The organism is Helicobacter sp. CLO-3 (assembly GCF_001854545.1).
Classification (GTDB): domain Bacteria; phylum Campylobacterota; class Campylobacteria; order Campylobacterales; family Helicobacteraceae; genus Helicobacter_B.
Genome location: NZ_MLQN01000057.1, coordinates 1 through 7,231, shown reverse-complemented (window position 1 = coordinate 7,231; position 7,231 = coordinate 1). Strand labels below are relative to the sequence as shown.

Sequence of the window (7,231 nt, the reverse complement as noted above, 5' to 3'; positions counted from 1 at the left end):
GCGCGAGGATTTGTCGGCAGTGGCGTGTTTGTGCGCGCCAATGAAGCGCTCATAAAAATGGGCAAACCGCCATTTGATTGGGAAATTTAGGTAAAACTAAGAATCTAGGCAAGCTGGCAAATCTGGGTAGATTAAGAATTTGGGCAGGCCGGCAAATCTAGGCGAATAAACCAAACTATGCCGCATCGCGCCAAACAACGCCCAAGCCCAACAGCACCAAACCAAACCAAACCAAATCGCGCCCAACAGCAGCTACACCACGCCACGCAAGAAGCATAAAAGCAAAAATATAAAAATACAAAAACATAAAAGGAGCAAAAATGAAATTTTTATTTTGAATTCTGGCAAATTTTGCAAATCCGCCAGAATCTAGGTTTGGTGCTATGCGCCTATTTTTAGATTTGTTTTGCAAGAAATTTTGCAATTTTTTGCGGGTGGATTGCTTCGGATTCGCAGAATCCTCGCAACGATAGATTGAGATTTTTGTGTTAATAGGATTTGGATTCTGCTTTGATTGTTTTTTGTCATTGCGAGGAAGCCGTAGGCTGACGAAGCAATCTATTAATGCGCTCTTCTGCTTGTATTTTATAGCAGAATCCATTTTTTGGCATTCAATTTTTCTGGCGTTTTCTGGCAAATCCTAGCGTTTTCTAGCAAATTCTAGCATTTTCTAGCATCCGCCAGGAACACCAAGCAAATCAATCGCTTGCAACACCACCTTTTTATTCATCATCTACTCCTAGTCGTTTTGCTCATCATCTCGAGGTTTTTTTATAGGTTTTGGAAATGTCATATCAGGCACTAAACCAGAAGTATGTATATATCCTTCTTTGATGATAAGCTTGCTAGGATTGTTTAAAAATATATCAACATATTCTTCGTATCTATTATCCCAAAAAAAAGAAGAAACATAAATATCTCCTTTTTTGATTGCAGGAGTTAGCACCCATACCTTAGCCCAATCACCCTCTAATATATCCCAAACAAAAACAATATATTTATCTAAAAGCTCATATAATTCTATATCCTTAGGGAAAGGTCCTATCATATCTTTATGCTTTTCAAAATACTGCTGCTGCAATGCCGCTTGCTTTCTCTCCCATTCTTCATAATCTTGGCTGTCCTCATCTCTTTTATGCAAATTGTAGGATATTTTTTTATATTTTGGCATAAGTATTTGTGAGTAAAGCTGCATAATGATTTTGCCATCTTTGCTTGGTTTATCGCGCACATTTACATAAAAGTCATTTTCTTTAGTTCTAGTATTGGCAAATACGCCCTTTACCATAGGAGTGGTAAATTTATATGCTGTATCGCCTAGTGGAGGGTAGCGTCGAGATACTATTTCATACACCCTTGCCCTTTCACTATCATATCCGGGATATAATCCTGATGAAACCACCTCTTTAGATTCTGCTATCTCATAAGGTGCTTTGGCTATAGAGAAATCAAAAAGCTTAAATATAGGAAATCCTGCATTCTCAAATGCTATTTCATCATTATATCTACAACCATCAACAAAAAAACTAAACCTATAATCCACTATCAATGCTAGTATTGGCTCTTTTAGATTTAGCGTATTATCCACATCTCCTATCTCTGCACTAATAGGGATGCTCTCATAATTAAATCGTTTAGACATAAATCTTTCAAATCGCTCATCTCCTAGTATTTCTTTTACAATCCTGTGATTATATATATCATCTTTATATGGACTTGTTAGAAGCACATTGGTAGTATCCATAGCTTTAGCACTAGGCTTATCAAAAAACATCATAATATCAATGGGTGCTTTATGTTTTAGGTTTAGGCTTTGTGAGATTCTTAGATTGCCATTGACTTTGAATCTGCCGCTATAATCTCTAAAATGTGTATAATCTGTGCTATATGTGTTCTCTATCTGTCCCTCTCCAGTATCTCTTTCACTTATGCTTACTTCTACATTTGGATCTTCTTTAAAGAGATTCATCACAAGATAGGGTCTAGGAGCGTTCTTTGGTATTTTTCTGATATTTGCTGTCCAAAATATGCTTTTGGGTAGTGGGGCTATAAGGGCTGTTTTATATCCTATGGTGTAATAACTCCAGAATTCATATTCGCTCATATCGCTACTTGTATCAAATGCTGGATGCAAGATGGCATCGCCTTTTTTTGTTTCGGTCATGTCCATGCCTTTGCATATATCAAGCGCTGAAAAAAGCAAGAGAAAGATAAGTGCTAGAGAGGAGATAAGGGGCGTTTGGGCGTGCGTGTTGGCTGGCAGTGTTTGGGTGGTTTGGGTTTTTGGTAGATGTAGCATTTGTGTCCTTTCTGATATTTTAGAATCTATCTTTTTATATAATTCTCGCCAAAAGATGCAAGAAATGTAAGTCCGCTTGTGTGGATATAGCCTTCATAGAGTTTAAACCTAGAAGGAGAATCTAAAAAGACTTTTTCATAGCTTGGGACTAATGCGTTTAGTTCATAAATATGGCGCCTAAAGATACTATAAGATAAAATGTCTGCCATTGTTTTGGCAGAGCCAGATTCTGTGACAGAAGACTCTTTTTCATTTGGTAGCTTTATCACCCACACCTTAGCCCAGTTATTGGCATCTATATTCCACACTAGCACCAGATATTCATCTCTATTGAGTGGGTTTATAAGCTTTGGTTTGTGGCTTTTGTAGTAGTCTTTTTGGATGATGAGGCTATAATAGCCTAGATAGCCTTCCATATCAGTGCTACCACCCGTATCCTTTTCATACCATTCTTTTCCTTTATTGATTGAGGCATCATAGATTGGATTTTCTGTAATATTGCTGCTTCCGGGTTCTACTGGTATATACAAATCTTTTGGATTGGCTATAAATTGTGAGAAAAGCTGGGCTACTATCTTGCCTTCTTTGGCATTTGGCTTATCTCTTAGATTGACTATAAAGTCATTGAAATTAGTGTTTGTATAAGCTAGTGCGGAAGTAGAGATAGGCTCAAATACTTTGGAGTATGGGAGATGCTTTATGACATCTTTAGACTTGCCTATACTAGCATCATATTCTCTCTCCTCCCAAGAAGCGATATATTCTGGAAAGTTTAGCGTGGTATCTTGTGGTAGGATTTTGTATTGTTTGATGATGCCAAGGCAGAAATAACCACCCCCATCTTCTCCTCCAAGATATCTATCATGACGAGTAAAAGTCATAGACTGATTTGGGACATTTCGCTCATACCAGTCATACAATCCTGCTACATACCACTCAAACTCTATCTCCATAGGCATAAATACACTTCCAAATCTCGCGTTAAAAAACCTTTCTTGCTGCTCTTTGCTTAATCCACTTTGTGCCAATACTTCTTTGACAAAGCTATGGTTAATATCATAAGAGAATCTTATGCTGTCTTTGGTTAAATTTCTATCACCATTCCGTTTTGTAGATTTTTTGGGGAAGTCTTTAGCTACTAGTGCGGCGTAGTTTATAAATGGATTCTCCTCGGGGAAAAAGATAAGGTCTATATATTTATTATATTTCATATCAAAAGACCAAGAGATTCTAAGCTTGCCTTTGAATTTGAGGGTATCAAAGACGGGAGGGTATTTGTGGCGTATAGCTATCTCCTCTTCCCAAAACCCTTTTTCTTCTAGCTCTTTGTCGGTTAGACTAGCAAATCTGGGCGTGCTAAGCGCATATGCAGTAAATAATGTATCAACGCCCCCTCTCGTAGCGCTGTATTCTAATTTGAGGGAGAATACGAAGGGGTAATAAGCGCCTACAATCATCTCTGCTCCTTTTTCTTCCGCTTCTTTTGTTGCTTGCTTTGCTTGTTCGTTTTGTGTTTGAGAAAACAATCTGCTTTGTGGCAAAGCAAACATAAGCGCCAAAAATGCCAAAAAAGCGCGCCTGCTAGAATGGGTAGGCGAGGCTAGAGATTTGGCTTGGGATTTGGCTCGAGGCTGTGCTTGGACTTTGGATTTGCTATAGGCTAGAGCTTTGGATTTGGCTAGGATTTTGGCTTGGGCTGCGATTTTGCTTTGGGCTTGAGATTGGAATCTGGCTTTGGATTTTGTATTCATACGATGCCTTTGGTTAAAGTTTGCGCGAGATATGATAGCATATTCTAGCAATTTCAAACCCGCCAAATCATCGCCAACGCAACAAACAAGTGCGACATTTCAAGCACGATTACAAACATTGTGCTATAATGCGCGCTTTTAATCCCAAAAAAAGGCGTATCATGAAAGTTGCGTTGCTAATGAGCGGTGGAGTAGATAGCTCTTATTCAGCTCATTTATTGAAATCACAAGGGCATGAGGTTTTAGGCATTTATCTGAAGCTGCACGACAAGGAGCAAAAACATGAGGCATTTTTGCGAAATTGCCGCAAAGTCGCGCAGAATCTGGATTTTGAATTTATGGTGATAGATGCCAAAGAAGAGTTTAAAAAGGTGGTGTATGAGTATTTCATAGAATCCTACAAGCGCGGCGAGACGCCAAATCCATGCGCTATGTGCAACCCAAATATGAAGTTTGGCTTGGCATTGCAAAAAGCGCTCGAGCTTGGCTGCGAGAAGATAGCCACCGGGCATTATGCGCGGATAAAAACGATAAACGGGCGCAAAAAAATCGCACGCGCAAGGGATCTTAGCAAAGACCAAAGCTATTTTTTATACGCGATTTCCCAAGAGGCGATAGATAGGCTTATATTTCCGCTAGGCGATATGCTAAAAAGCGAGGTAAAACCGCTGGCATTTGCTGTGATGCCTTGGCTTGGCACGCTAGAGACTTACAAAGACAGCCAAGAGATATGCTTCGTCGAGACAGACTACATCGACATCCTAAAAAAGCACACAAATGTCGAGAATCCGGGCATCGTGCGCGATGCCAAAGGCAACGCAGTAGGCGAGCACAAAGGCTATATGCAATACACCATCGGCAAGCGCAAGGGCTTTAGCGTGAGGGGCGCGCATGAGCCGCATTTTGTGCTTGGCATTGATGCGGGGAAAAATGAGATAATCGTAGGCACCAAAGATGAGCTAGCGCAAACGCTAGTAAAAGCTAGCAACATAAGCCTATCAAGCGAGCTAGATGGCAAGGAATGCGACATAAAAATACGATATCGTTCAGAGCCTACCAAAGCGCGACTGGAGGTGAGTGGTGAGGGCATCATCGCGCATCTATCAGAGCCGGTGTATGGCGTGGCGAAAGGGCAAGCGCTCGTGGCGTATGAAAAAGACTGCGTGCTTGGCGGCGGAGTGATAGTGTAGGATTTAGATTCTGGACTATCATGCTACATATCATACTTATCGAGCCTCGGATTCCGCAAAATACCGGCAATATCGGCAGGCTTTGCGTCGCTATGGACGCCACGCTGCATCTCATCCATCCGCTTGGATTTCGCCTAGATGATAAGCTTTTGAAGCGCGCTGGGCTTGATTATTGGGCGGATTTAAAAAAGTGCGAGTGGGATGATTTGGCGCATTTTTGGGCACATCATCCGCTAGATGAGAGGCATTTTTTCTTAAGCACTAAGGCTAGCAGGGCGTATTATGAGGCGCGGTTTGAAGAGGAGTGCTTTTTGTATTTTGGGCGCGAGGATGCGGGTATCGATAGGCGCATACTAGAATCTAACGCCGCGCAATGCCTACGCATCCCCATGTCTGCCAAAGCGCGCAGCCTAAACCTCGCCACAAGTGTGGGAATCGTAGCGTATGAGGCACTAAGACAGCGCAAAATAAAATAAAAATAATTTGTGATTGGAATCCATAAAGTAAACAAGGCTTAAATTGAATAATGTTTTGTCTTGCCTAGAGACTACTATTTTTATTTGGCAAAGGCTGACTGCTCCGCTAGCACCATAATCTCAATAAGCTTCTCAAAACTTGTATTTTTCGGATTCCAGCCGAGCTCTTTTTGGGCTAGGGTAGAATCCCCAATACTGCTTTTCACATCAAGAAGGTGTTTTTTCATTTTGCACGCCATGCGCGTTTCCAAAGATTTCAGAACTGCAAGCATTGTAGAATCTGCTTTTTATCCCCATGCTCCGCATCGTCTCTAGCACTCTAAGCGTGCCAAGCGCGATAGAATCTGCAGTATTTTGCGGCATGGAAAATGATTTTTTGACATTAGAGATTCCAGCGAGATTGTAGATTTCGCTAGGTTTAATTTTTTGAAAGATTGAGACAATGGAGCTAGAATCCGTGATATCACCATAATGATAAATCACGCAACCATCAGAATCCGCATAATACAAATCATCATAATGCACGAATTTTATGTCTTTGAAATTTGGCAAATGGCGCACCATAATATGCACTTCATAGCCACTCTCCAAAAGCAAATGCATAAGAAAATAGCCATCTTGCCCGCCGGCACCGAGGATTAGGGCAATGTTGGATTTTATCTCTCGCATATTTAGTCTTTGCTGTTTTGTGCGAGCGCTTCTTTGCGTAGCTTTTCTCTAATCTCTGGAAAATACTCAAGCACATTTTTTAGAAAAATATTGTTCCCATCTTTTGTGCAATTGATTGTCCTGCCGAGCGCAGAATCTTGACTTGATCTTTTTATAGTGACATAGTCATAGAAATAACAATAATTTAAAATTCTATGTGTTTTAGTATTATTTAGCACTGCCATTGCCCATATCCAAATGTCGTCACTGGTTGGAGATAGTTTTAAAAATTTCTCTGAATCAAATATGGACTTATGCAGGCAATGCGGAGGATAAAGTGCGCCACCAAAGCCTTGCACGGAATTTAATATTGATGGTGTAGCATCACATATCCAGCCCCAGCTCATATAAGGCAAAATATTGTTATTTTCATCAAACAAAACTTTACTTGCCCAATGACAATGAATAGCGTCTGGAATCTTTTGATAGCTTGATACAAGCCTTTCTATGATAAATGGTGGATAGAAAATATCATCATCGATAGTGATGATGATAGATTCTGGGAAGTCTTTTAGTGCGAAAAGTATTTTATTATATGGGCGATAGTTTTGCTCGACAAAGCGGATTTCTAAGCCGTGCTTGCAAAATGCAAGAAGTTTTTGTGGCAAATCATCAAGCTTATTTGGGAATTCTTGTGTGCTTAGGTATAGCACGACACGATTTGGTTTATAAGTCTGTGTAAGGATAGAGTAAATAGTGTAGCACACTTGATTAATGCGTTTTGGATAAGAAGTAAAAGAAATGACAATTTCTGGGATGTTGTTGGCTATATTCTTATTATTGTCTAGAGTCTGCGGGGGGGGGGGG

At 40.3% G+C, this 7,231-nt stretch carries 8 protein-coding genes; 2 read left to right on the top strand and 6 right to left on the bottom strand.

Annotated elements, in window-relative coordinates; all coding sequences use genetic code 11:
- Positions 1 to 175: 175 nt before the first annotated feature.
- The 3 genes from BKN38_RS09820 to BKN38_RS09810 all read right to left on the bottom strand — a co-directional run bounded on the left by BKN38_RS09820 (position 176) and on the right by BKN38_RS09810 (position 4,116).
- Entirely contained in the window at positions 176 to 601 is a 426-nt protein-coding gene (locus BKN38_RS09820; RefSeq protein WP_070957818.1) for a hypothetical protein, read from the bottom strand.
- Positions 602 to 739: 138 nt separating this feature from the next.
- On the bottom strand, positions 740 to 2,164 hold the full coding sequence (locus BKN38_RS09815) for a hypothetical protein (RefSeq protein WP_104720856.1): 1,425 nt from the start codon (positions 2,162 to 2,164) through the stop codon (positions 740 to 742).
- Between the two features lie 161 nt (positions 2,165 to 2,325).
- Positions 2,326 to 4,116: a hypothetical protein gene (locus tag BKN38_RS09810; protein WP_143000288.1), complete on the bottom strand. Its 1,791-nt coding sequence runs from the start codon at positions 4,114 to 4,116 to the stop codon at positions 2,326 to 2,328.
- Between the two features lie 95 nt (positions 4,117 to 4,211).
- Between BKN38_RS09810 and mnmA the strand changes: the two genes are divergently transcribed.
- Both mnmA and BKN38_RS09800 read left to right on the top strand, forming a co-directional pair.
- On the top strand, positions 4,212 to 5,240 hold the full coding sequence (gene mnmA / locus BKN38_RS09805; RefSeq protein ID WP_066458313.1) for a tRNA 2-thiouridine(34) synthase MnmA: 1,029 nt from the start codon (positions 4,212 to 4,214) through the stop codon (positions 5,238 to 5,240).
- Positions 5,241 to 5,260: 20 nt separating this feature from the next.
- Positions 5,261 to 5,716, top strand: a complete 456-nt coding sequence (locus BKN38_RS09800; RefSeq protein ID WP_066458315.1) for a tRNA (cytidine(34)-2'-O)-methyltransferase — start codon at positions 5,261 to 5,263, stop codon at positions 5,714 to 5,716.
- A gap of 80 nt (positions 5,717 to 5,796) precedes the next feature.
- On the opposite strand, the gene BKN38_RS10805 is transcribed toward BKN38_RS09800, so the two are convergent.
- The 3 genes from BKN38_RS10805 to BKN38_RS11310 all read right to left on the bottom strand — a co-directional run.
- Positions 5,797 to 5,943 (bottom strand): GDP-mannose 4,6-dehydratase, encoded by a 147-nt coding sequence (locus BKN38_RS10805; protein WP_143000287.1) that lies wholly within the window; start codon positions 5,941 to 5,943, stop codon positions 5,797 to 5,799.
- Positions 5,924 to 6,385, bottom strand: a complete 462-nt coding sequence (locus BKN38_RS09795) for a GDP-mannose 4,6-dehydratase (protein WP_066458316.1) — start codon at positions 6,383 to 6,385, stop codon at positions 5,924 to 5,926. Before BKN38_RS09795 ends, BKN38_RS10805 begins: the two co-directional genes overlap by 20 nt.
- A gap of 2 nt (positions 6,386 to 6,387) precedes the next feature.
- A partial coding sequence (locus tag BKN38_RS11310) for a hypothetical protein (RefSeq protein WP_218117795.1) occupies positions 6,388 to 7,231 on the bottom strand: 844 nt, incomplete at its 5' end.